Raw genomic sequence first — 25497 nt, forward strand, 5'->3', positions numbered from 1 at the left:
GACGAATTCTCTTAAAAATCTATTTAGTATTTTGTACTATATTTAATAAGAGAGCTTTGGATTACTTTAAGTAAAAACCTATAGCACTTCACTAACTTTTTTTGAACTCATGATTTTTATTCCGCTTTGTAAAAAAACAAGATTGTTTCCCTCCGCATTCATTCTTATTTTATTCCTTGCAATTCATTCTACAGAAGGTCAAGAAACAAACTACTGGTTCAATAACTACGGTGCTTCTTCCTTTTTGAAAGGAGGTATTGTCGTTGCCAACACATCCTCTAACAGTGCTATTTTCTATAATCCCGGAGCACTTGCTTTTTTTGAAGGACAGTCTATAGAAGCACAAGCCGACTTAATAACACTAGATGCATTTACTATTAAAAATGGAGCTGGTGATAATATCCCTATTAAAATGTTATCACTTGACGTTGCACCTTCCCTGATCGGTTACTCTTTTCAAAATAAAAACAAACCTAAATTTGTATATGGCTTTGGTGTATTCACAAAAAACATTTCAAATATCACCTATAATATCAGACATGAAACAGAAGGAAATTATGTAAGTTCTACTGCTGACACAGATATCTTTCATGGTGAGTTGAGATACCGAAATAGAGTTACCGAAAACTGGGTCAATGGAACAATTGCTTACAAATCAACCCCAAAGTTGGAATTGGATTAGCGACAAATTTGGTTATCAAATTACAAGATTATGTCAACTCCTATAATGCCACCGTTCGAGAAAAAGGTGATAACAACCCGATTCCTAACTCAAATTTTGCTATGGTAGACCATATACAAGATTTTAGTTACCGCAGTTTAGGGTTCGTTTTTAAACCCGGTGTCAACATAAACCTTTCTCCAATTAAAATTGGAGCAACCATCACCACTCCAAATTTAAGTTTAGGATTGTTAAACAATCAGTCAAACAGAAGATCTACCGAAATACTTCCGGACATTTCTAATGGAGTCACCAATAATGCAAATTCACATATGGATTATGCTGGCAGATACAACACTCCTTGGATCCTAGATCTGGGTGTAGAATATCAATTTAACAATACAAAAATCAACACTATAGTTGGTTTTTTCTCTAAGGTCAACCCTTATAAAATGATTTCAAAAAAGGATAACAGCACTGATTTCAACGAATCTTTTAGTGATGATCCAAACTATGCCATTCCTTATATGGCAAGCAAACAAATCGTAAATTTTGGAGTATCAATTGATCATAAACTTCAAAATGATTTAAACTTCTTATTCAGCTTTAGAACAGACTTTAATCACTTTGACGATTCACAATTGAATCGATGGAAAGATTATGTTCCTAATATGGCCTTTTGGGATATATACCATATGAGTGCCGGCTTAATGACCACCACTGAAAATTTTAAAATATCTTTAGGATTGAATTACGGATTGGGACTTTCAAAAAATGAGAATCAAATAGTAAACATGGCTACTATCAGCCAAGCCAACAGACTTCTTGGTGACATCAACAACAACACCTCAACAAACTATCATAATATTGCTATTATGTTCGGGTTAAGTTATACAGTAAATGCAAAAGTTACTGAAAAACGTTAATCCTAAAAACCGTTTCCAATTTTCTTCAATGCCGATTCATTGACGATTTTTATCTTTTTACCTGTCAAAGAAATAATATTCCCTTTCTTTAAATCAGACAATAAGCGAATCGCAGATTCTGTTGCGGTACCAATTACATTGGCAATTTCTTCTCTTGACAGTTTTATATTGATATTTCCATCTTCGTCTTCTCCAAAAGTTTCATCTAAAAACAACAACGTATCTGCCAAACGTTCTCGAACTGTTTTTTGGGCCATGTTTGCAATAGTGGAATTTGCATCTTTTAAATCATGACAAACTACCTTAAACATATCCTTTGAAAAGTCTTTATTATGCTGGATAGAATCAAATATATCTTTTTTAGGAATAAAGCAAGCTTCCATATCTTCTAAAGCAACTACAGATAAATTTACAGGTTCTTCACCTAAAACAGACCTATAACCTAACATATCTCCGTTTTTAATAAACTTTACAATCTGCTCTTTTCCATTCGGACTTAGCTTTGTCAGTTTACACTTACCTTCTTTGATACAATACACTCCATTTAACATCATACCTTCCTTAAAAATGACATCCCCTTTTTTAAAGCTCATTTCATTTTTATGACTTGATACACATTTTAACTCCTCAGAAGACAAGGCTCTTAACGAGTTAAATTCTTTTACAATACACTGATGACAATTCCCCATATTACTTGCAAATTTCCTAACAAAGATAATCATTAATTATGATAATTATCATTTAGTAGTTATCTGTTTCTAATGATTTTTGTCATAAATTTGAAACGGTTGAAAAACGGATAAATGCTCAATATTGAGTCGAATCGTGGCTAAAAAATCGAAGTTCCTTTTTTAACTTCTAACATAAATCATGAAAAGCAAAGCTAATTGTTATCATTGTGGAAATGACTGCTCCGTGAGCACTGCATTAATTTTTGAAGAAAAAAATTTCTGTTGCAACGGATGTAAAACGGTGTTTCAAATTCTAAATGAAAACGAACTTACCTCTTATTATGATTTTGAAGACACTCCAGGGAAAATCCCAGAAAAAATTGAGGGCAAATACGATTACCTCGAAAATGAAAAAATAGTTTCCAAACTCCTTGAGTTCGATACAGAAACCACCTCAATCGTTACTCTAAACATTCCCTTTATACACTGTAGTTCTTGTATTTGGGTTTTAGAAAACTTGCATAAAATCAATCCGAAAATTCAATCGTCACAGGTAAACTTCCCAAAAAAAACAGTGAGAATTGTTTTCGACAAAAATATCATTTCTCTTAAGAAAATTGTTTTACTACTCAGCTCTATTGGATATGAACCCTATATCAGTTTAGAAAGCGCAGAGAGAAAAAAAAACAAAACAACTGACAAATCTCTTATTTACAAATTAGGAGTTGCTGGATTCGCCTTTGGAAACATCATGTTCCTATCTTTTCCAGAATATTTTGAGGTAGATGAATTTTGGCTCAATCAATACAAGCCCTTTTTTCGTTGGATCATGTTTTTAATGGCCATGCCCGTTTTATTTTATTCTGCAAGAGATTATTTTAGCTCTGCTTTCAAAGGATTGAAGCACAAAATTCTCAATATCGATGTTCCCATATCCTTAGGTATTTTAGTCTTATTTATTAGAAGTACGATAGAAATATTTTACAATATCGGTCAAGGTTATTTTGACAGCATGACGGGATTGGTTTTCTTTTTGCTCTTGGGTAAATTTTTCCAACAAAGAACCTACAGTTTTTTATCTTTTGAGAGGGACTACACCTCGTATTTCCCTATTGCAGTAACAAGAATAAAAAACAATAAGGAAGAGGCGATTCAAATTTATGACGTAAAAAAAGGAGATCGATTGTTAATTAGAAATCAAGAACTAATTCCAGTGGATGGTATTATCATCAAAGGAAATGGTCTTATAGACTATAGTTTTGTAACCGGTGAAGCCAATCCTATTCCTAAAAACTCTGGAGATAAACTTTTTGCTGGAGGAAAACAATTAGATAGCGTTCTTGAAATAGAGGCCATCAAAACTGTTTCTCAAAGTTATTTAACCCAGCTTTGGAGTAACGATGTTTTCAATAAAGATAAGAATGAACATTTTAAAAATATTACGGATAAAATTAGTCAGTATTTCACTTATATCATTTTAGGAATTGCTTTTATTGCTGGATTGTACTGGTCTTTTTACAGTACCAAAACAGCCTTAAACGTAGTAAGTTCTGTCTTGATTATCGCCTGCCCATGTGCCTTAGCATTGTCGGCTCCGTTTACCCTTGGAAATATCATCAGAATATTTGGAGCTCATAAATTTTACTTAAAAAACGCGAGTGTCATAGAAAGTCTTGCAGAAATTAATACGCTTATTTTTGATAAAACGGGTACCATTACTTCTGCCTCTAAACAAGAAATATCTTATCAAGGAAGTCCTTTATCTAATGCCGAAGAAAAACAAATCAAAACAATTTTAAGAAATTCAAATCACCCTCTGAGTAGAACTCTTTATGATAATATGACTCGTATTCCCACTTTGGAAGGCAATCTAAATTATAAGGAAATTGTAGGTAAAGGAATTAGTGGATCTTTTCAGGAAACTATTATAAAAATTGGATCTTCAAGTTTTACCGATGCTCCTACAAAAGAAAAACTCTCAGAAACAGCCGTTCACATAAATATCAATGGAATTTATAAGGGACGTTTTTCATTTAAAAACAAATACAGGAACGGAATGTTTGGCATGTTCCGAAAACTTCAAAAAAACTTTAATTTAACACTTTTATCTGGGGACAATGAAGGTGAAAAAAAATATCTGACAGAAAAACTCCCCTCTAAGACAAGCTTTGTATTTGATCAAAAACCTGAAGATAAACTAACATATATCAAGACCCAACAAAAATTAAATCAATCTATACTCATGTTTGGAGATGGTTTGAATGATGCTGGAGCACTTGCACAAAGTAATGTTGGGGTTGCCGTTTCAGAAAATGTAAATGTGTTCTCCCCTGCCTGTGATGCTATAATTGACGCCAGTGTACTTCATAAAGCTCCTTTGTTTTTAAAGATCTCTAAAAAATCAATCAAAATTATCAAAGCTAGTTTTGTATTGTCCTTTTTGTACAACATAGTCGGATTATACTTTGCAACCACAGGACAATTATCACCTGTTATTGCCGCCATACTAATGCCTTTGAGTTCCATTTCTGTTGTTGTTTTTGTAACTCTTGCAACCAACTATGTTTCAAAATCATTAACTAAAGATTATCCTTTACAGCAGCCTAACTAATAAGCTCTTAAATTAGAGTGTCCTTTTGTAAACAAAACAGAATTCATTATATTTGAGAAGTTTGCTACATATGGAAAAGAAAGATCATAAAACTTATTCCCTATTTTCAAGCACAAATACCACAAACATGACAATTATCATTTTTAGTGATGAGCGTCAGCAATATTTTTGTCCATTAAATATACAGCGTGTATGAGCATTATTTATCTACTGATTTCAATCAGTCTTATTGTCGCCTTAATTTTCTTCACAGCTTTTATAAAGGCCGTTAAAAGCGGGCAATATGAAGATTCCTACACACCCTCCGTTCGGATGCTTTTTGATGACAAACCTTCAAAAAAAACAACCAAAACAAATTCAAATTCTAAAAACAACTAACAAATTCTAATTTCATGGAAGTACAACAGTTTTATTATGACAACAAAATTGTCAAGAATTTCATCTATGCCACTATCTTTTGGGGGATTATTGGGATGACAGTTGGGCTACTTTTAGCGCTCATGTTTCTTTTTCCAAACCTTACCAATGGAATTTCTTGGCTTAGTTTCGGTCGTTTAAGACCCTTACACACCAATGCCGTAATTTTCGCTTTTGTAGGAAATGCTATTTATGCGGGTGTGTATTACTCCTCTCAGCGACTGTTAAAAGCGAGAATGTGGAGTGATTTTTTAAGTAAACTTAACTTCTGGGGATGGCAGGCAATTATTGTAGCTGCCGCCATAACGCTTCCTTTGGGATATACTACCAGTAAAGAATATGCCGAGTTAGAATGGCCAATTGATATCGCAATTGCCTTGGTTTGGGTTGCCTTTGGAGCCAATTTAATCGGAACCATCATTAAACGTAGAGAACGTCATATGTACGTTGCTATTTGGTTTTACCTTGGGACTTTTGTTACCGTAGCCGTATTGCATATTTTCAATAGTTTTGAGTTACCTGTTTCATTTATGAAAAGTTACTCTGTCTATGCAGGGGTTCAAGATGCTTTGGTGCAATGGTGGTATGGTCATAATGCAGTAGCATTCTTCCTTACAACTCCATTTTTAGGACTGATGTACTATTTTGTTCCGAAAGCAGCAAATAGACCTGTATATTCTTATCGATTATCTATAGTCCACTTCTGGTCCTTGATATTTATTTATATTTGGGCAGGACCTCATCATTTATTATACACCGCTTTACCAGATTGGGCACAAAATTTAGGAGTAGCCTTTTCTATTATGCTAATAGCTCCATCTTGGGGTGGTATGATCAACGGTTTATTAACACTTCGTGGCGCTTGGGACAAAGTAAGAACAGATCCTGTTTTAAAATTCATGGTGGTAGCTATTACTGGTTATGGTATGGCAACCTTTGAAGGTCCTATGCTGTCTCTTAAAAATGTAAATGCAATTGCCCACTTTACAGATTGGATTATTGCCCATGTGCATGTTGGAGCCTTAGCATGGAATGGTTTCTTAGCCTTTGGTATGATTTACTGGCTGGTACCTAGAATGTTTAAAACGACGCTTTTCTCAACCAAACTAGCAAATACACATTTCTGGATTGGAACTTTAGGAATTATCCTGTATGCATTGCCAATGTATGTTGCCGGATTCGTTCAAGCTTCTATGTGGAAACAATTCAACCCAGATGGAACTTTGATGTATGGTAACTTCTTGGAAACAGTTACGCAAATTATTCCAATGTATTGGATGCGTGCGATTGGAGGTTCTATGTATATAGCCGGAGCATTTGTAATGCTATTTAACATCGTAAAAACAATTCAATCTGGATCTGCTGTTGAAGATGATTTGGCAGAAGCACCAGCATTGAAAAAAGTTGGAAAAGGAAGATTACTAGGAGAAGGTTGGCACCAAGTTTTAGAAAGAAAACCTGTACAATTGACTTTATTGGCAACGGTGACTATTCTTATTGGTGGAGCCATTCAAATAATCCCTACGTTAATGATAGACTCAAACATTCCTACCATTACAAGTGTCAAACCATATACACCTTTGGAATTAGAGGGACGTGATTTATATATCCGAGAAGGTTGTGTAAGTTGTCACTCGCAAATGGTACGTCCATTTAGATCTGAAGTAGAACGTTATGGTGAATATTCTAAAGCAGGTGAATTTGTATACGACCATCCATTCTTATGGGGTTCTAAACGTACAGGACCAGATTTGCATAGAGAAGGAATGAAATATTCTGATAGCTGGCATTTCAACCATATGTACGACCCGCAGAGTACTTCTCCTGGTTCTATCATGCCAAGATACCAATGGTTGACTGCAAATACATTGGATACATCTGACACACAAGCTAAAATGAAAGCCATGATTACTCTAGGGGTTCCTTATTCTGATACTGAAGTTTCAAATGCTTTAACGACTTTACAAACGCAAGCATTACAGGTGGAGAAAAACCTTCATCAAGATCCTTCTTTTGTAGAAAACTATGAAGCAGAGAAACAAGCTGCTGCAGCTGATGGAGAAGAATTTATACCGATTCACAAAAGAGAAATTGTAGCGTTAATTGCTTACCTACAACGTTTGGGTACAGATATAAAAGTAAAAGATTCACAAAAATAAATTTATAGAGATGCTAAAATTTATTAAATATCACATGACAGAAATTGATGGGATAGCAATCTACCCAATCATTTCACTAGTAATATTCTTTTTGTTTTTTACAGCCCTTTTTTGGTGGGTAGTAAGCTCTAAAAAAGAATACATCGATAAAGTAAGTCAGATTCCTTTTAAAAAGGACATTTTAGATAATACAAAAAACAACCTATATGAAAACTAAACTTCCCATGCCTTTTATAAGAATATTCTCTATATTCTTGGTGGTTTTTGCCATAACTGAATTCATGACTCCTGGTGATGAATTAGGTTTTTCACACCCAACAACTGCTGCATTTTACCTGCTCGTAATTTTAGCACTTGTGGTGATTGAGAAAATAAAACAAGCTTCTGAAAACTTATATACAGACCATATTTCTGGAAAAGAAAAAGAGGCTTATCTAGCCGAAAAAGAAGCTAGTGAAATCAAAGACTGGAAAGGATTGATTCAGGCTCTATCTAAAACAAAACCAATCAGTGAAGAGGATGATATCATCTTAGAACACGATTATGATGGAATTAAAGAATTAGACAATGATTTACCACCATGGTGGTTGTATATGTTTTATGCAACGATTTTATTTGCCGCAGTGTACCTTGGGTATTATGAAGTATTTGGAGGACAGTCTAATGAAGAAGAATATATAGAGCAAGTAGCCATCGCAAAAGCAGAAGTAGAAGCTTATAAGAAAACTGTAAAGACAATCGACTTAAGCAATATGGAAGCTAGTGCAGATGCAGGCGCTTTGAGTAAGGGGAAAAAACTCTTCAAACAAAATTGTGCGGCCTGTCACATGGTTGATGGTCGTGGTTCTATCGGTCCTAATCTTACCGATGAGTATTGGATATTAGGAGGTGGAATTAAAAACGTTTACAACACCATCTCTGAAGGTGGTCGTGATGGTAAAGGAATGATTGCTTGGAAAAACAGCTTTAGTCCTGAAAAAATTCAGCAACTTGCAAATTATGTACTAAGTTTACAAGGCACTGACCCTGCCAACGCCAAAGCACCAGAAGGCGAAAAATGGACAGAGGAATAAATTATTTGAATCGTTGGTGCACTTAAAACACCAACGATTTTTTTTAGAACCAAATCCGATATTGAAATGGATGAAAAACAAGAAGCTTTTAGAGATACCTTGGGTACTATGACAGAGGAAGGCGGACGTAAATGGGTATACCCTAAAAAACCGTCTGGATTTTTCTATAAAAATAGAACCTATGTAAGTTGGTTTCTTCTCATTGTTTTATTGATTTCTCCTTTCATAAAAATCAACGGAAATCAGTTTTTATTATTCAACGTTTTAGAACGAAGGTTTAATATTTTTAGTGTTCCTTTTTGGCCACAGGATTTTCACCTGATGGTAATTAGTATGATTATCGGAATTGTATTTATTATTTTATTTACCGTTGTCTATGGCCGTATATTTTGTGGTTGGATATGTCCACAAACCATTTTTATGGAAATGGTATTTCGTAAAATTGAATATGCCATAGATGGTGACCGAGGTGCACAAATTAGGTTAGACAAACAAAAATGGGATGCTACAAAAATTCGCAAGCGTCTTTTAAAGTGGTTTATCTTTTTTGTAATTTCTTTTATTATTTCTAACGTTTTCCTAGCGTATTTTATCGGAAGTGATGAACTGATTTCTATCATAACTGATCCTCCAAGAGAACACATCAAAGGTCTGACTCTTTTATTAATTTTTACCGGTGTTTTCTATTTTATTTTTGTTTGGTTTAGAGAGCAGGTGTGTATCATTGCTTGTCCATATGGAAGATTACAAGGAGTTTTATTGGATAATAAATCTATCAATGTTGCCTACGATTACAAACGAGGAGAGAAAGAACAAGGAAGAGCTTTATTTAAAAAAAATGAAGACAGACAAGCTGCAGGAAAAGGAGATTGTATTGACTGCGCACAATGTGTACATGTTTGTCCTACCGGTATTGACATCAGGAACGGTACACAATTGGAATGTGTTAACTGTACTGCTTGTATAGATGCTTGCGACCATATAATGGAAAAAGTTGGACTTCCTAAAGGATTGATCCGATACGAATCTGAAGAAAATATTGAAAACAAAAAGCCTTTTGAATTCAATCTTAGAATGAAAGGTTATACCGTTGTTCTATCTATACTAATCGCTGTTTTAATTACCATGCTCTTTATGAGAAATGATGTGGAAGCAACTATTTTAAGATTACCGGGTGAACTTTATAAAACAAAAGAGAACAACATTATTAGTAATGTATACACCTACAAACTCATCAACAAAACCTCTCAAAAAATTGAAGACATTCATTTTGAATTGATTTCACATGAAGGAACCATCAAATTAATTGGGGCCGAAGATTTTGATATAGAAAAACAAGAATTCTATGGCGGCTCTCTATTTATTGAGATTGCAAGAAAAGAATTGAGCGATTCCAAAGAAAATTTAAAAATTGGTGTATTTTCCGACGGGAAACTGATAGAAACAACAACCACCAATTTTATGGGGCCAAGAAGTTTTAGATAATATAAAAAGAATCAAGAATGAAAAAATTAAACTGGGGAACGGGTATTGTTATTGCCTTTGTATTATTTATTTCTTTTATACTGTATTTTGTAATAAAAACATCGACAGATACTACGTATGAATATGATTTGGTAGCCAAAGACTATTACAAAGATGAATTGGAATATCAACAAAGAATTGATAAGTTGAATAATGCAAAAAAATTAACTCAAAATATTTCGATTTCAAAAACCACTGAGGGGATTGCTATTCATTATCCAGCAGATATCTCTCAAGAAAAAATTAAAGGGACTGTATATTTATATCGCCCTTCAAACAAAAAACTGGACGTTAGGTTGCCTATTACTATTATCAATCAAACCCAATTAATTTCAAAAGATATTCTAATTGGCGGAAGATGGAATGTACAAGTAGAATGGAGTGTTGCCAAGGAATCCTATTTGTTCCAACACAGTTTAAATATGTAAGCCATGTTTTATTCTGCATTCATATTGGGGCTTCTTGGAAGTTTTCATTGCATAGGAATGTGCGGTCCTATTGCCATGGTATTACCGGTCCATAACGAAAAACCATTCCCAAGATTTCTTAAAATTTTTCTATATCATTTTGGTCGTATTTTAGCTTATGGAACCATAGGGTTGGCTTTTGGGTTTCTGGGAAAAGGACTCTTTCTTTCTGGATTTCAACAGAGGTTATCTATTATTATTGGAATCCTTATGATATTATATATTATGATTCCAGCTTCAGTATTTTCTAAATTTCAGGTTACAACACCACTCTATTCTTTTATTGGAAAAATAAAATCGGGGCTAGGAAAAAGATTAAAAAATAAAAGTTACGCTTCCCTATTTACCATAGGTTTTTTAAATGGATATCTTCCCTGTGGAATGGTGTATATGGCCCTTGTAGGAGCAATTGCAATGGCAAGTCCACAAGAAGGTTTTTTATATATGATGCTTTATGGATTAGGGACTATTCCTTTAATGACCGTGGTTATTTATTTCAAAACTATTTTTTCGATCACATTTAGGAATAAAATTCAAAAGGCAATTCCTTCGTTTGTTATTATCATTGGAATCTTATTTATTCTTAGAGGACTAGGCTTGGGCATCCCTTACATTTCGCCTACTGATGCTCAATTACAGGTAAATTCAAATGCAGCCACTTGTGCTCCAGAAAGTGTAAATTAACATATGTCAACTATTTAACAATAGGAGCTATGTATATTTGCAAGAAAAAAAATGAAATTGATTCGTGATAATTATTACACTCCCTTTAATATAGTCGCCTCCTCCGTTATTATATCCGTACTTGTTTTTTTTACCATGTACAGTTTTATGACCAAGGAAGATTTTTATTATGGCCTTATCAAAGCCATTGTGATTCCTATTCCAATTGCACTTCCTATATCCCTTTTTACTACCAAGTATCACAAAAAAATATACAGCCAAAAAATAGAATTAGAAAAACTGAATGAACTTAACAATAAATTAATTTCCATCATTGCTCATGACATTCGCAGTCCCTTGTCAATTGTTCAAGGATTTGTAGAGATGATTCACGAAGACGTAGAGACGCACTCTAAAGAAAAAGTACATGATAGACTTGATTCAATATCAGGAAGAATTGATCATCTATTGCTTTTTTTAAATGATTTATTAAGATGGTCTAAAAATCAAATTCATGTAGCTCCCGTTACCATGGAACCCTTCGAAACTGAAAAAACCTTCAAAACGATTCTTCATACTTATGCTGGAATTCAAAAAGAGAAAAAAATTACAACTTCTTTACAAATTGAGCTAGACGAATTATTCTCCGATAAAGAAATATATTCTTTTATCGTTAGAAACCTTTATCACAACGCCCTAAAATTCACTCCAGAAGGCGGCACGATATCTTTAGAACTAAAACAATGTGGTACTGATATACATACAATCATCACGGATTCTGGTATTGGTATTGATAAAGAACAGATTGCAATGATTAAAAATGAGAAACAGTGGTTTTCTATGCCTGGTACCAATAAAGAAAAGGGAACTGGACTTGGCATCAAGACCATACTCCAATACCTGAAAATTTGCAATGGAGATTTCATCATAGAATCAGAAAAAGATAAAGGAACAAAAATCACAGTCATACTTCCTAAAAAAGAACTTTTAGCAGCTTAACACAAAAGAAATAAACTCTATTTTAAAGGCTTTTTATTATGGTTTGAAAGTAATTTGTAATGCTTACATTTGACACAAATTATTTTTCATGAAATTTTGGTCTAAAACCTCACGATTTGTTTTAAAACAACAAATCGGAATTCTTATAACAATAGCAATAATTACGGCACTTTTAGCTAGTCAAATGAAGTATATGAGGTTATCATATACGGAAGCCAACTTATTGCCAAAAGACCACATAGAAAATGTTAAATACGATCAATTTCTAGAAGTTTTTGGAGAAGAAGGTACTCTTATTGTTTTAGGAGTGAAAGATTCTAATATTTTCAAACCCGAAACTTTCCTTCAATGGAATCAATTAGCGAACAAATTAGATTCTTTGTCTGAGATAGAATATTCTATTTCTATCGGTGACTTAAAAGAACTTGTTAAGAACAAAGATGAAAAAAGATTTGAACTGAAAGAACTGTCTATAGATGATTTGGACACAAAAGCTAAAGTGGATCGATTAAAGAAACACTTATTCAATGAGCTTCCGTTTTACGATAATTTGTTATTCAACAAAGAAACACACACCATCCAAACCGCTTTGTTTATCGATAAAGACATCGTTAATACGAAAAAACGAAAAGAATTTATTTTTGAGCGTTTCATTCCCATCATTTCACAGTTTGAAAAAGAAACAAATATAGACGTTCATGTTTCTGGAATGCCCTATATCAGATCCATGAATTCTGAAAATATAAAATCAGAAATGGGAAAATTTGTTGGACTTGCACTAGCGGTTACAGCATTTATTTTCTTTCTGTTTTTCAGATCGTTTAGAGCCACTTTTATCACCTTATTAGTGGTTAGTATCGGGGTTATCTGGGCTTTTGGCTTTATTGGACTTTTCCGATTTGAAATTACGGTTCTTACGGCATTAATTCCACCATTAATTATTGTAATTGGAGTTCCAAATGCGATATTTATTATCAATAAATACCAGCAAGAAATAAAAAAACATAGTAATAAAACCAAATCTTTACATCGTGTTATTTCCAAAGTTGGAAATGCAACATTGATGACGAATATTACTACAGCAGCTGGATTTGCTACTTTTATTTTCACTAATAGTTCGTTGCTAAGAGAGTTTGGTATTATTGCCTCTATTAACATCATGGCCATTTTTGTGCTTTCCATTCTTATCATTCCTAGTATTTACAGTTTCATGCCGTTGCCAAAGAAAAAGCACTTGAAACATTTAGATCAAAAATGGATTTCAAGAATTGTGGATTGGATGGTATTCATGGTACGAAATAAGAAAAATGCCATTTACATCGTTTCTTTTGTAGTCGTAATTACCAGCATCATTGGTGTTTATAAAATAAAAGTATCTGGTAGTCTATTAGATGACATGCCTAAATCGAAAGTTTTCTATAAAGACATTGTTTTCTTTGAAGAAGAATTTGGAGGTATCATGCCTTTAGAAATAATGATTGACACTAAAAAAGACAAAGGAGTTTTCAAATTATCAACTTTAAAAAAGATAGATAAATTAACGGCTCTCATAGATGAAATGCCAGGACTGTCAAGAGCCACTTCAGTTGTAGATTTGGTTAAATATTCTAAACAGGCATTTTATAACGGAAATCCTAAATACTATCAACTGCCAACTTCACAAGAAAAAGCTTTCCTATTAGATTATATCAATAATTCAAACCAAAGTTCAGGAACAGGTGCTTTGATCAACAATGTGGATTCAAAGGCTAGATATGCAAGAATCACCACTTATATGCAGGATGTGGGTACCGAAGAAATGGCACAAATCCAAACAGACATTCAAGCTTTCTTAGATAAAGAATTTGACACAAAAAAATTCGATGTTACCTTAACGGGTAAAGCCTTGGTGTTTTTAAAAGGAACCAATTACTTAATTAAAAACTTAATTGTATCACTAGGCTTAGCCATTCTATTGATTTCTATTTTTATGGGATATATGTTTAAATCCCTGAGAATGATTTTTATATCTTTGATTCCAAACTTACTTCCCTTATTAGTAACAGGTGGAATTATGGGTTATTTAGGAATCCCAATCAAACCGTCTACCATTTTAGTGTTTAGTATTGCATTTGGAATATCTGTAGATGACACAATCCATTTCCTTGCAAAATATCGTCAAGAATTGATCGCCAGCAATTGGAAAATTAGAAAATCCGTATACAAAGCTATTCGAGAGACTGGGGTGAGTATGTTTTATACTTCCATCGTTCTTTTCTTTGGATTTCTAGTATTCTTAGTGTCAAGTTTTGGAGGAACTAAGGCACTCGGAGGTCTAGTCTCAATAACACTTTTATTTGCGATGGTATCCAATTTATTATTACTACCAGCTTTATTACTTTCCTTAGAAAGAAAAATCACAAAGAAAAAGAAGATAAGATAAATATCTGTATAATATCACTTCATAAAAAAAGCTCTATAACTTCTTACAGAGCTTTTTTTTATATTGATGAATTGAATTAGTAACCTAAAACCATAAAATTGTAGATCCAAAACAAAACCAACCCAAAACGAACAAGTTCTAAAACAGCACTCTTGTTATTCTCTAACAACCTTCCTGTGATGATTAAAGTAAGCATAATGAAAGTTGCTACTCCAAACATGTCTACAACAGACAGATGGCTTAAAAAATAAGCGAACAAAATCAACACAGCAAACAGACCAATGGTATTGAATAAAATATAAGTCTTTTTTAAGGCCGAGAAATCAGTATACTCATAAGAACCTTTATCTATATACAAAGGCATCAATTCCAATTCACCTGTGGAAGGTACCCAATCAGGACCACTCACCAACAACAACATTTTATCCTTGATTGCTGGTAATTGTTTCATTTGAAATCCTAAATTCTTATAATAATGAAAAACAGAAGTTAAGAAATCTCTTGAGTTGATATCTTTTGTGATCCCATAAACAACTTCATCTTTTTCTTCGGCAAAGGTCCCAAAAATTCGATCCCAAATTATTAAAACACCTCCGTAATTTTTATCCAAATACTCTTCATTACTTCCATGATGCACTCTATGATGAGAAGGTGTTACAAATAAATATTCTACAATCCCTAATTTTGGAATCAAGGTGGTATGCAATAAAAACTGGTACAAACCAATAACCAAATGTGTTCCCAAAACTATCTCTGGTGTAAACCCAATGATCGGCATTAAGGACCAAAAAACTACTCTTACAAATACCTGAAACGGAGTTAAATTCAAAGCAACAGTATAATTATAATCTTCACTTTGATGATGAATGATATGGGCTCCCCAAAATAAATTAATTCGATGTCCTGATTTGTGATAGAAATACCAAATAAAATCAGATAAAAGCACCGCAAACAAAAACCAAGCTATGGTATTGGGAATAGAAAATATACGAACGTAATCATATAGAAATTGATAGTACATAAAAATCAAGGGAACCATAAAAATCCCAGCAATCCTATCAAAAACTCCCATCAATAGATTGGAAATTGTATTTTCAAATCGAAAGATTTTTTTCCCTTTAGATCTAGCAAATAAATACTCTAAACCTAATACAAAAAACACTATTGCCGCAGCTATCCATAGATTTTTATCTTCATTCATATTCATAGATTTTGATACTGCAAAGGTAATCACTATATCTTAATTTATCATACACATATAAATAATGAACATAGGTTAATCAACGTACGCGCAGTTATCACATTCCATTAGCTTAAAACATGACTTAATTTTACTTTAAACTGTGCTTCAATATTGATGAAGTTTGTTTGTATTTACTATATTTGTAGCACATGCTTAAACAAAATTTCCAACTTAAATTATTACATAAATTATCTCCTCAGCAAATACAGCTGATGAAATTAATTCAGCTTCCTACGCAAGCTTTTGAACAAAAGCTGAAACAGGAAATTGAAGAAAATCCGGCATTGGATATAGAACGTGACTCAGATCATGATCATGATGACGACTTTAATGATGATGATTATGATGATCTTGGGAATGAAAGCATTGAAACGGATGAAATAAATATTGATGAATATCTTAGTGATGATGAAATTCCGCAATACAAATTACAAGCAAATAATTACAGTGCTGATGATGAAGAAAGCCAGATTCCTTATGCAGGAGGTGTAAGTTTTCATCAGAATTTAAAAAGCCAATTAAATACCTTTTCTCTAAACGACCAAAAACTTACCATTGCTGAATTTTTAGTGGGTAGTTTGGACGACAGTGGTTACTTGCGAAGAGAAATATTGGATCTTGTGGATGACTTAGCTTTTACTCAAAATATCTATACCGATGAAAATGAAGTCGAAGATATTTTAGTCACTATCATCCAAACAATGGATCCTATTGGTGTTGGTGCAAGAGATCTGAATGAATGTCTTACTTTACAGTTAGAAAACAAACCGAAAACCAAATCTATTTCTCTTGCAATTGAAATTTTAAACAAAAGCTTCGATCATTTTGTAAAAAAACATTACAAAAAACTTATAGCAAAATACAATATTTCGGAAGGCGATTTAAGAGATGCTATTTCAGAAATTGAAAAACTCAATCCTAAACCTGGAGGAACTTATACCGTAACATCAAAGATTACCGATCAAATCGTTCCAGATTTTACCATTCAAATTGTAGACGGAAATTTAGATTTGAACTTGAATTCTAGAAATGCACCGGAGTTGAATGTATCTCGAGAATACAACAACATGCTTAAAGGGTATCAAGAATCAAAAGAAAAATCAAAATCTCAAAAGGATGCTGTTTTGTTTATCAAGCAAAAATTAGATGCAGCAAAGTGGTTTATTGATGCCATCAAACAGCGACAACAGACTTTATTATTAACCATGAACTCCATCATGGAATATCAAAAAGACTACTTTATGACGGGTGATGAACGTAAGTTAAAGCCCATGATATTAAAAGACATCGCTGATCATATAGAAATGGATATTTCTACAGTTTCCAGGGTTGCAAATAGCAAATATGTGGCTACTCCTTACGGTACCAAACTAATTAAGGATTTCTTCTCTGAATCAATGAAAAACGATCAGGGAGAAGATGTATCTACGAAGGAAATTAAAAATATCCTTAAGAATGTTGTTAGCGATGAAGACAAACGAAAACCTCTTACAGACGATAAACTTATGCAAAAGTTAAAGGACGAAGGATATATCATCGCAAGGAGAACAGTAGCTAAATACAGAGAACAATTAGACATCCCTGTAGCTCGATTAAGAAAGGAAATTTAATATGGAGAAATTCCATAAACTCATTTCGGTGGTTTTTCATCCCATTCTGTTACCAGTAGCAGCTACTCTTGTTTTTTTTATGCTCAACACTCACGGAATTGAAAGAAGTGTTCAATTAAAAATTATTTTTATGATTGCTATTGGAACCTATTTTGTTCCGGTTTTAATGTTGGTTATCCTAAAACGAAGAAACTTAATTCAATCCTTAGAGGTACAAACGATAAGTGAACGCAAGATTCCAGTTATTTTTATGACACTTCTTTTTTTTATGTTAGGGAAGGCATTTACTAAAATACCGAACTTACTGTTTCTATCGCAATTATTCTTAGGTTGCTCTTTAGCACTCTCAATAACCTATTTCCTCTTTATTAGAAAACTAAAAATAAGTTTACATATGATTGGAATGGCAAGCTTTATCGCTTTTGTCATGGCCTATAGTATCGAAAACCACGTTAATACGACTCATTTCTTAGCTGTTTTATTTATGATAGCAGGAATTGTTGCACATGCAAGAATAAAACTGAAGGAACACTCATTAAATGAAATTTTTTATGGGTTCACAACTGGATTTATTACCCAGTTTTTGCTTTTCGGAATTCTTTGGCTCTGATTAGAGCAAATAGAAAATCAATCCCATCTTAAAGGAGTTCATTTTCAAAACTTCACCATTATCAAAGGAGCTACTTCCCTTGAAAAAGGGATTTAAGGTATAATGTAAATAAAAGTTCCAAGTACCATATCCAGCTGCTAAAGAATAAGCATACTGCCACTCTTCCAATTGTAATACCTCTGTCAACTGAATCAATTCATCGTTTCTTTCACCAATGGATGTCGAATTCAAAACATAAGAAACATGCAGTCCAGTATAAATTCTCCAAAATTTATATTTTTCTAGAGTCGAAGTTCTCCAACGAAATTCAATAGGAAACTCTAAACTATTCGTTTTTATCGTATAAGTACTCTGATTGGTAGTTGCTTGATTCAAATTCAAGGCATTCGTGGTTACCACAACATTTTGAATGTGAGTATTAAAGGCATAACCTAATCCTACTCCCATTCCAATATTACGTCTTTCATTAAAAGGAATATCTTTAATAAACCCACCCGAAAAACCATAGGCAAAACCATCTTTCACATAACCATCAGGAGTATTCGCAAATATATTATAAGTAACACCTATATATAATTGGTCTTCTAAATAGTTAGGATCAATAGAAACACTATCTTTTGATACCTGAGCAAAAACCCCAGCACCAAATAAAAAAAATAAAAGCAAGCATCTTAACATTAACTGCGAATTAGATAGCAAAATACAAAACAAAATTAAAACAAAAAGGCATTCGTTTTACACGAATGCCTTTTAAAATATTCAATAAATTAAATTACTTTATGTTAGCTTTTAAATCCCCCTTACGAGTAGAATAACTAATTTTTAAAGCATTTATATCTCTTAATTCTATTCTGATATCATGAATAGTACCAACACCACACGCAACATCTGATTTGATTGAAGTTGTCATGTAAGGAATTTCTTCCGGATTGTGCTTTTCTTGCTCAGAGTAAATGAAATTTGCAATATCATTTACAGTAGAGATTTTATCATTTAACTGAATCTTATCTCCAGAACCATATTTAGCTTGGTCTTCAGGTTTAGCCTTTCCTACATAAATAGTACTCACCAAACTCTTGTGTTCCAACTTCTTTACTTCTGTTGCATTTGGCAACTGAGGTGGTTTGATCAACAAATCAGTTTCCCTCATTGTTGTAGTCACCATAAAGAAGAACAATAACATAAATACAATATCTGGTAAGGCAGCAGTATTCACCGCTGGTAATCCTTTTTTCTTTTTTCCGAATTTAGACATAGTATAAAATTATTTAGTTGGTTCTGCATCAGAGATAATCTGAGGATATGCACCTTTCACCTTTTTAATAACGGCTTTTAGCGCTTCATTCTCCTTATCATTTCCTGATAACAATAATAAATCATCATAACTCATTCCTGCATACTGACCAGTAATATGCTTTTTAGCGTACCTATTTCTTAATTCAGTATAAGCTGCTAAAAGTTCATTCTGAACCGTGATGTACATTCCATAAGAAGTACCTCTATCACTTTGCACAGAAATAATTGCTTTGTTTGGGTGATCAGAAGAGTCATCTTTCTTAGCACCATTACAATAATCACATTTCTTACCTGGTCCATATTCATCCGCTTTACCAATTCCTCCTCCATTATCAAGGAAGTCAATAGTAAACTGCTTCAAATCTTTGATTTCCATTTCCTCATCCTCAACCAACATTTGATTGTTACGGTTCAAGTTGATTTCAAGAATATTCTTTTGTTTGATCACAGGTGGATCATAATTTTCTGGCGGTTTTTCTGATAATTTACGAGAAATACCAGAATCAACATCCATTGTTGTTGTTACCAAGAAAAATATCAGCAACAAGAACGCAATGTCTGCCATAGACCCAGCATTAATCTCTGGAAGTTCTTTTCTTGCCATATTATTTATTTAAAAATTGATTTGGCTCCTCCTATTACAATTGTAGCAACAGCAGTAGCACCTAATAAAACAGTATACCAAATACCAGTACTTACCCATTTAGAGTTCGATCCAGCTTCACCACCCGGCAATACCTCACCTGTAACATCAGTTACAGCAGTATCCGGTGCAAGTCCATAAGCAGCAGCCAAGAACACACCTAACACTACTAATCCTAAAGCCGTTTTCTTTAAAGCTTCTGGCTTTTTGAACAACCCCACAATTGAGAATAAAACTGTCATTCCTAATACAACTAAAAATAGTCCTATTGAAAAGGACACCATCGGTCCTACGATTCCTAAAGATCCACCACCTTCAACAATAGCATCGTCACCAGTACTTATAATCTTAATAAAGAAATAAGCAGCAACCAAAGCTATTAAGCCTACTAGACCTTTTAATATTTTTGTTAAATTTTGATTCATTCTTCTTATTTTTTATGTTTTACCAATAGGTCAATTAATGAGATAGAAGCATCTTCCATATCATTTACGATACCATCCACTTTAGAGATAATATAGTTGTAAAAAACTTGAAGAATAATCGCTACTACAAGACCAAATACAGTTGTCAATAAGGCTACTTTAATACCTCCTGCTACTACTGTTGGAGAAATATCCCCTGCTGCTTGAATCGAGTCAAAGGCTCCAATCATCCCGATTACAGTTCCCATAAACCCAAGCATCGGTGCTAAAGCGATAAATAAAGATAACCAAGAGATATTTTTCTCTAATAATCCCATTTGAACTCCTCCGTAACCTACTACTGCTTTCTCAGCAGCCTCAATTCCTTCGTCAGCTCTGTCTAATCCTTGGTAAAAGATAGAAGCAACAGGTCCTTTTGTATTTCTACAAACTTCTTTTGCTGCATCAACTCCTCCAGAAGCTAAAGCTTCATCTACTCCAGCAACTAATTTCTTAGTGTTTGTTGTAGCCATATTCAAATAAATAATTCTTTCAATTGCAATTGCTAAACCTAAAATTAAAGCTACCAAAACAATTCCCATAAAAAATGGACCACCTTCTATAAAACGTTGTTTTAATACTTGGTGAAAAGTTTCTGATTCTACAGATTCCGCTGCTTGTGCAAACGTGCTTTGAGTTGCTCCAAAAAACAAGGCACCTGTAATTGTAAGGATTGTAAATACTTTTTTCATTGTGATAAAATTAATTTATTAATATAATTAAGGTTTTAAATTAGTTAAAATCCTAAAAAACACTGCGGAGAGAAAGGGATTCGAACCCCCGTTACAATTTCTTGTAAACACGCTTTCCAAGCGTGCGCCTTAAGCCACTCGGCCACCTCTCCGTGGATATGCCTTCTAAGGTTCAGCAAGTAACAAAAAAATGTTGAATCTGTAAAAAAAATAATGTGTTTATTTACCTTATTTATGTGTTTTTATATCGTTTTGTCACATTCACAAGCATTTCGCTATCTCATTCTTATTGAGAAAACGATTTTCATAAACTTAATTTAACATTCGAGTCAGCAACTACCTTGCCAAAAAAAAAGAGGATGTATCAGTACATCCTCTTTTATATATTTAAATAACCTATTGTTATTCCTTTTCCATTTCAAAATCTTCCATGAATTTTGTAGTATAGTTTCCTGCTACATAATCTGGATGATCCATTAATTGTCTGTGGAAAGGTATTGTAGTTTTTACACCTTCAACGATAAATTCATCTAAAGCACGTTTCATTTTATTGATAGCTTCTTCTCTTGTTTGCGCAGTTGTAATCAACTTTGCAACCATTGAATCATAGTTAGGTGGAATTGTATACCCTGCGTAAACATGCGTATCCAATCTTACTCCATGACCTCCTGGTGCATGGAAGGTAGTAATTTTCCCTGGTGCTGGCATAAAACCTTTATAAGGGTTTTCCGCATTGATACGACATTCTATAGAATGCATTTTCGGTAAATAATTTTTACCAGAAATTGGCACACCTGCAGCAACCAAAATTTGCTCACGAATCAAATCGTAATTTACAACCTCCTCCGTAATCGGGTGCTCAACCTGAATACGAGTATTCATTTCCATAAAGTAGAAGTTTCTATCTTTATCTACTAAGAATTCAACCGTACCGGCTCCTTCGTATTTGATATATTCAGCAGCCTTCACCGCAGCAACTCCCATTCTTTCTCTCAATTCATCAGTCATGAATGGAGAAGGAGTTTCTTCTGTTAACTTTTGGTGACGTCTTTGAACAGAACAATCTCTTTCAGACAAGTGACATGCTTTTCCAAACGAATCTCCAACAATCTGGATTTCAATATGACGAGGTTCTTGGATCAATTTCTCCATATACATATCGTCATTTCCGAAAGCAGCCTTAGATTCATATCTAGCTGAATCCCATGCATCTTCTAAATCTTCTTCTTTCCAAACAGCACGCATACCTTTACCTCCACCACCGGCAGAAGCTTTTAACATTACTGGGTATCCTGCTTCATCTGCTAATTTTTTACATTCAGCAAAATCTTCAATCACACCTTCACTACCAGGTACACAAGGTACTCCCGCAGCGATCATGGTAGACTTGGCATTTGCCTTATCCCCCATTCTGTCAATCATTTCGGCACTTGCACCAATAAATTTGACACTATGCTCTTCACATAATGCAGAGAACTTTGAATTCTCAGATAAGAATCCATATCCTGGATGAATAGCATCTGCATTTGTAATCTCAGCAGCTGCCAAAATATTAGACATCTTTAAATAAGAATCTGTACTTGCCGCTGGCCCAATACAAACTGCTTCATCTGCAAACTTCACATGCAAACTTTCTTCATCTGCTTGAGAATAAACAGCAACTGTTTTAATTCCCATTTCCTTACATGTTCTAATAACACGCAAAGCAATCTCACCTCTATTGGCTATTAATATTTTTTTAAACATAATAATATTGTTTAGTCTTAATTATAGTTTCTAGAACTACAAAGAATAGTTTTTAATTATGCTCTAAAAATTATGATGGATCAACTAAAAATAAAGGTTGTCCAAATTCTACTGGAGAAGAATCATCCACTAAAATTTTCACAATTTTACCAGATACTTCTGATTCAATTTCGTTAAATAATTTCATTGCTTCAATTACACAAACAACAGAATCAGCCGATACTGAATCTCCTATCTCAACAAAGTTCGCTTTATCTGGAGATGGTTTTCTGTAGAATGTTCCAATAATTGGAGATGTAATTGTTAATAATTTAGAATCTTCTTCAGCTGGTGCTGCTGCCGGAGCTGCAGGTGCTACTGGAGCCGCTGGCTCAGCCTGAGGAACAACTTGTGATACAACTGGCATTTGAGCAGGAGACACAGCAGACTGTAAAATCGTAGTTTCTGTTTTACCAGATCCAGTTTTTACAGTTATTTTGATGTCTTCCATTTCTAATTTCACTTCGCTTGCACCAGATTTGGCAACAAACTTTATCAAATTTTGAATGTCTTTTAATTCCATAATATATTTAGTTATATAAGTAGTATTTAATTCTATTTTGAGTTATAGGCCCATTTCAAGTAAACAGCTCCCCAAGTAAATCCGCCACCAAAAGCCGCGAATATAATGTTATCTCCTTTTTTCAATTGGTTTTCAAAATCCGCTAACAATAATGGCAATGTAGCTGATGTTGTATTCCCATAATTTTGGATGTTTTGTAATACTTTACTTTTATCCAAATTGATTCTTCTTGCGGTAGCTTCTATAATTCTCTGATTTGCTTGATGTGGCGCTAACCAATCAACATCATCATTTGTTAAATTATTACGCTTCAATATTTTTTCACTTGCATCAGCCATATTAGAGACAGCATATTTAAATACTGTTTTCCCTTCTTGCTTGATAAAGTGTTGACGGTTGTCCAAAGTTTCCTGTGAAGTTGGTTTTAAAGATCCTCCAGCTTCAATTCTCAAGAATTCACGTCCAACAGCATCTCCTCTTAGATATTCATCTTGGAAACCTAATCCTTCTTCATTAGGCTCAAACAAAGCTGCACCAGCTCCATCACCAAATATAATACAAGTTGTTCTATCCGTATAATCAACAATTGAAGACATTTTATCTGCTCCAATTACCAATACTTTCTTATATCTTCCTGACTCAATATATGCAGATGCCGTAGACATCGCATACAAGAAACTAGAACAAGCTGCCTGTAAGTCGTAACCAAAAGCATTTGTTGCACCAATTTCAGAGGCAACATAAACTGCTGTTGAAGCAACATTCATATCAGGTGTAGCAGTACCGATAATAACCATATCGATCTCTGAAGGATCAATACCTCTTTTCGCAATTAAATCTTCAGCAGCTTTAATCGCTAAATAAGATGTTCCTTTATCAGCATCTTTAAGGATTCTTCTTTCCTTAATTCCCGTTCTAGTAAAAATCCACTCATCGTTTGTTTCTACTAAAGATTCCAACTCTTTATTGGTAAGAGTATAGTCTGGAACGTACTTTCCTACTGCCGTAATTGCTGCAGTTATTTTACCCATAATAATATTTTTTAAAGACTTTTTTCAGAAAAATAATTACAAAAAAAATCGATGTCCAAAGTAATGAAATTTATTTCACATATAAATGAAAAAAGAACCAATAATTGCCTTTTTTTACCCTAAAACACCAAAAAACCCTCCATTCAAGAGGGTTTTTTATTATATTTTTATCAAATCCTTAAGCTTCAACTACAGGAGAATCGATTACAATTTGACCTTTGTAATATAATTTTCCTTCATGCCAGTGAGCTCTGTGGTATAAGTGAGCTTCTCCTGTTGTAGGATCAACTGCAACTTGTGGAGCTACTGCTTTGTAGTGAGTTCTTCTTTTGTCTCTTCTTTGTTTAGATATTTTTCTCTTTGGATGTGCCATTACGCTGTGTTTTATCTATTAATAAATCTTTTAACTTCCCCCATCTAGGATCGGTTGTATCTTCGTTGTTTGTTGTACTCTTATTTCCTTTTAATTCTTCTAACCTTTCAAATGCGTCAGATTCCATAGAACCATCAACTACTTTTGGATGCACTCTTTTTGCGGGTGCAGACAAAACTATCATTTCAAAAATATAATGCGCTACATTAATGCGGTGTTCTGTATACGGGACATAAATTATCTCTTCATTCCCATCATCATAACCTTCTCCAAACTTTACAATCAAGGATAAGTTACCCGTTATATCCATATCAAAAGGTTCTCCAGTAACGTCACAAGGAACATTTACAAAACCTTTAAAAGAGAACTCTAACTCTAACATTGTTGCCTTTTTCACAAAAGCCAACTCCACATTTAAATTCGTTTCATCAAAATCATCGAACTGAAACGCATCAAAGAACTTATTATCAATATGATATTCAAAATTATGTTTTCCTTCCTTTAAACCTATAAAAGAAATTTCAAAATCTCTCAACTCTTTCATAATGAACATCAATTTGAGCGTGCAAAGATATAAAATTTCATTTTATAATAAACAAAAGAAATTAAAATTTACACATTAATATTTTTTTCT

The 25497-nt window shown here is 33.6% G+C and carries 26 protein-coding genes and 1 tRNA gene; 14 read left to right on the forward strand and 13 right to left on the reverse strand.

The window, feature by feature from the left end:
• Positions 1-109: 109 nt before the first annotated feature.
• Positions 110-682, forward strand: a complete 573-nt coding sequence (locus tag P8H68_RS06105) for a hypothetical protein (RefSeq protein WP_300322495.1) — start codon at positions 110-112, stop codon at positions 680-682.
• An 8-nt stretch (positions 683-690) separates the two neighbouring features.
• A complete protein-coding gene (locus P8H68_RS06110) occupies positions 691-1587 on the forward strand; it encodes a hypothetical protein (protein WP_300322496.1) in 897 nt (298 codons plus the stop codon).
• Positions 1588-1589: 2 nt separating this feature from the next.
• Here P8H68_RS06110 and P8H68_RS06115 read toward each other — a convergent pair whose 3' ends face one another.
• Positions 1590-2309, reverse strand: coding sequence for a Crp/Fnr family transcriptional regulator (locus P8H68_RS06115; RefSeq protein WP_300322497.1), 720 nt, complete (start codon positions 2307-2309; stop codon positions 1590-1592).
• Between the two features lie 148 nt (positions 2310-2457).
• On the opposite strand from P8H68_RS06115, the gene P8H68_RS06120 reads away from it, so the two are divergent.
• From P8H68_RS06120 to P8H68_RS06165, 10 genes are all read left to right on the forward strand, one after another.
• Positions 2458-4869 carry a heavy metal translocating P-type ATPase metal-binding domain-containing protein gene (locus P8H68_RS06120; protein WP_300322498.1) on the forward strand — a complete coding sequence of 804 codons (2412 nt, stop codon included), beginning with the start codon at positions 2458-2460 and terminating at the stop codon, positions 4867-4869.
• A 192-nt stretch (positions 4870-5061) separates the two neighbouring features.
• The gene (gene ccoS, locus P8H68_RS06125) at positions 5062-5247 is read left to right on the forward strand and encodes a cbb3-type cytochrome oxidase assembly protein CcoS (RefSeq protein WP_300322499.1); all 186 of its coding nucleotides are present in this window, start codon (positions 5062-5064) and stop codon (positions 5245-5247) included.
• A gap of 14 nt (positions 5248-5261) precedes the next feature.
• Entirely contained in the window at positions 5262-7445 is a 2184-nt protein-coding gene (gene ccoN / locus P8H68_RS06130) for a cytochrome-c oxidase, cbb3-type subunit I (protein WP_300322500.1), read from the forward strand.
• 10 nt (positions 7446-7455) lie between these two features.
• Positions 7456-7662, forward strand: coding sequence for a CcoQ/FixQ family Cbb3-type cytochrome c oxidase assembly chaperone (locus tag P8H68_RS06135; RefSeq protein WP_300322501.1), 207 nt, complete (start codon positions 7456-7458; stop codon positions 7660-7662).
• Positions 7652-8518 carry a cbb3-type cytochrome c oxidase N-terminal domain-containing protein gene (locus tag P8H68_RS06140; protein ID WP_300322502.1) on the forward strand — a complete coding sequence of 289 codons (867 nt, stop codon included), beginning with the start codon at positions 7652-7654 and terminating at the stop codon, positions 8516-8518. The genes P8H68_RS06135 and P8H68_RS06140 overlap by 11 nt, the downstream gene beginning before the upstream one ends.
• Before the next feature lie 66 nt (positions 8519-8584).
• A complete protein-coding gene (ccoG, locus tag P8H68_RS06145) occupies positions 8585-10003 on the forward strand; it encodes a cytochrome c oxidase accessory protein CcoG (protein ID WP_300322503.1) in 1419 nt (472 codons plus the stop codon).
• Between the two features lie 17 nt (positions 10004-10020).
• Entirely contained in the window at positions 10021-10470 is a 450-nt protein-coding gene (locus P8H68_RS06150; protein ID WP_300322504.1) for a FixH family protein, read from the forward strand.
• 3 nt (positions 10471-10473) lie between these two features.
• Positions 10474-11193: a sulfite exporter TauE/SafE family protein gene (locus tag P8H68_RS06155; RefSeq protein ID WP_300322505.1), complete on the forward strand. Its 720-nt coding sequence runs from the start codon at positions 10474-10476 to the stop codon at positions 11191-11193.
• 51 nt (positions 11194-11244) lie between these two features.
• A complete protein-coding gene (locus tag P8H68_RS06160) occupies positions 11245-12171 on the forward strand; it encodes a HAMP domain-containing sensor histidine kinase (protein WP_300322506.1) in 927 nt (308 codons plus the stop codon).
• Between the two features lie 88 nt (positions 12172-12259).
• A complete protein-coding gene (locus tag P8H68_RS06165; RefSeq protein ID WP_300322507.1) occupies positions 12260-14593 on the forward strand; it encodes an efflux RND transporter permease subunit in 2334 nt (777 codons plus the stop codon).
• Positions 14594-14669: 76 nt separating this feature from the next.
• Here P8H68_RS06165 and P8H68_RS06170 read toward each other — a convergent pair whose 3' ends face one another.
• Positions 14670-15794, reverse strand: coding sequence for a sterol desaturase family protein (locus P8H68_RS06170; protein ID WP_300322509.1), 1125 nt, complete (start codon positions 15792-15794; stop codon positions 14670-14672).
• A gap of 191 nt (positions 15795-15985) precedes the next feature.
• Between P8H68_RS06170 and rpoN the strand changes: the two genes are divergently transcribed.
• Together rpoN and P8H68_RS06180 are read left to right on the forward strand one after the other, a co-directional pair.
• Complete coding sequence (gene rpoN, locus P8H68_RS06175; protein WP_300322511.1) at positions 15986-17446, forward strand: RNA polymerase factor sigma-54; 1461 nt, start codon at positions 15986-15988, stop codon at positions 17444-17446.
• 1 nt (position 17447) lies between these two features.
• Positions 17448-18056 carry a hypothetical protein gene (locus tag P8H68_RS06180; protein ID WP_300322513.1) on the forward strand — a complete coding sequence of 203 codons (609 nt, stop codon included), beginning with the start codon at positions 17448-17450 and terminating at the stop codon, positions 18054-18056.
• Here P8H68_RS06180 and P8H68_RS06185 read toward each other — a convergent pair whose 3' ends face one another.
• The 11 genes from P8H68_RS06185 to P8H68_RS06235 all read right to left on the reverse strand — a co-directional run bounded on the left by P8H68_RS06185 (position 18057) and on the right by P8H68_RS06235 (position 25407).
• Entirely contained in the window at positions 18057-18722 is a 666-nt protein-coding gene (locus P8H68_RS06185; protein WP_300322515.1) for a porin family protein, read from the reverse strand.
• A gap of 106 nt (positions 18723-18828) precedes the next feature.
• Positions 18829-19311, reverse strand: a complete 483-nt coding sequence (locus P8H68_RS06190; RefSeq protein WP_300322517.1) for a biopolymer transporter ExbD — start codon at positions 19309-19311, stop codon at positions 18829-18831.
• 9 nt (positions 19312-19320) lie between these two features.
• On the reverse strand, positions 19321-19956 hold the full coding sequence (locus P8H68_RS06195; protein WP_300322519.1) for a biopolymer transporter ExbD: 636 nt from the start codon (positions 19954-19956) through the stop codon (positions 19321-19323).
• Between the two features lie 5 nt (positions 19957-19961).
• Complete coding sequence (locus tag P8H68_RS06200) at positions 19962-20420, reverse strand: hypothetical protein (protein ID WP_300322521.1); 459 nt, start codon at positions 20418-20420, stop codon at positions 19962-19964.
• Positions 20421-20425: 5 nt separating this feature from the next.
• The gene (locus P8H68_RS06205; RefSeq protein WP_300322523.1) at positions 20426-21151 is read right to left on the reverse strand and encodes a MotA/TolQ/ExbB proton channel family protein; all 726 of its coding nucleotides are present in this window, start codon (positions 21149-21151) and stop codon (positions 20426-20428) included.
• A gap of 65 nt (positions 21152-21216) precedes the next feature.
• Positions 21217-21303: transfer RNA gene (locus P8H68_RS06210), tRNA-Ser, on the reverse strand.
• A 250-nt stretch (positions 21304-21553) separates the two neighbouring features.
• Positions 21554-22897 carry an acetyl-CoA carboxylase biotin carboxylase subunit gene (gene accC, locus P8H68_RS06215; RefSeq protein WP_300322525.1) on the reverse strand — a complete coding sequence of 448 codons (1344 nt, stop codon included), beginning with the start codon at positions 22895-22897 and terminating at the stop codon, positions 21554-21556.
• Positions 22898-22967: 70 nt separating this feature from the next.
• The gene (gene accB, locus P8H68_RS06220) at positions 22968-23459 is read right to left on the reverse strand and encodes an acetyl-CoA carboxylase biotin carboxyl carrier protein (protein ID WP_300322527.1); all 492 of its coding nucleotides are present in this window, start codon (positions 23457-23459) and stop codon (positions 22968-22970) included.
• Between the two features lie 32 nt (positions 23460-23491).
• A complete protein-coding gene (locus tag P8H68_RS06225; RefSeq protein ID WP_300322529.1) occupies positions 23492-24490 on the reverse strand; it encodes a beta-ketoacyl-ACP synthase III in 999 nt (332 codons plus the stop codon).
• 178 nt (positions 24491-24668) lie between these two features.
• Complete coding sequence (rpmF, locus tag P8H68_RS06230; RefSeq protein ID WP_300322531.1) at positions 24669-24863, reverse strand: 50S ribosomal protein L32; 195 nt, start codon at positions 24861-24863, stop codon at positions 24669-24671.
• Positions 24835-25407, reverse strand: coding sequence for a DUF177 domain-containing protein (locus P8H68_RS06235; protein ID WP_300322533.1), 573 nt, complete (start codon positions 25405-25407; stop codon positions 24835-24837). Before P8H68_RS06235 ends, rpmF begins: the two co-directional genes overlap by 29 nt.
• Positions 25408-25497 lie beyond the last annotated feature (90 nt).

The sequence above is a fragment of the Flavicella sp. genome (genome assembly GCF_029238425.1).
Lineage (GTDB): Bacteria > Bacteroidota > Bacteroidia > Flavobacteriales > Flavobacteriaceae > Flavicella.